This window comes from Streptomyces sp. FH025 (genome assembly GCF_017427025.1).
Lineage (GTDB): Bacteria > Actinomycetota > Actinomycetes > Streptomycetales > Streptomycetaceae > Kitasatospora.
Window position 1 is genome coordinate 1 of record NZ_JAFLNG010001258.1, and the last position, 548, is coordinate 548.

The 548-nt window shown below is 68.4% G+C and carries 1 protein-coding gene; it reads right to left on the reverse strand.

Annotated features, from left to right (window positions below; translation table 11 throughout):
* The coding region (locus tag J0670_RS38760) for an acyltransferase domain-containing protein (protein ID WP_207817453.1) at positions 1–548 on the reverse strand (548 nt) is incomplete at both ends.

Consider the following 548-nt stretch of genomic DNA (forward strand, 5'->3'; position numbering starts at 1 on the left):
CAGCCAGTAGCGCTGGCGCTGGAAGGCATACGTCGGAAGGTCGATCCGCTGGGCACCGGTGTCCGCGTAAAGCGCGGCCCACTCGACCGGCACGCCACGGACGAACGCCTTCGCGAGCGCGGTCAGCAGCGCACGGGGCTCGTCCCGGCCCCGCCGCAGCAACGGAAGCCAGACCTCCTCCGCCACCTCACCGCCGGTGTCGGTGCGGGTCTGCGGGCCCATGCCGGCGAGAACACCGTCAGGCCCGATCTCGATGAACGTCCGCACACCAGCCGCACGCAACGCGTTCGCCGCATCACCGAAACGGACGGCCTCGCGGACATGCTTCACCCAATACGCCGGATCGGTGACCTCATCCGTCACCGACTGCCCGGTCAGAGCGGAGACCATCGCCAACTTCGGCGTCCCGTACTCCACCGCACCGACAACGCGCGCGAACTCCTCCAGCATCGGCTCCATCAACGGCGAATGGAACGCGTGCGAAACCTGAAGACGCTTGGTCCGCGCCCCGGCCTCTGCCAACTCATCGGCGACAGCGAGCACCTCAG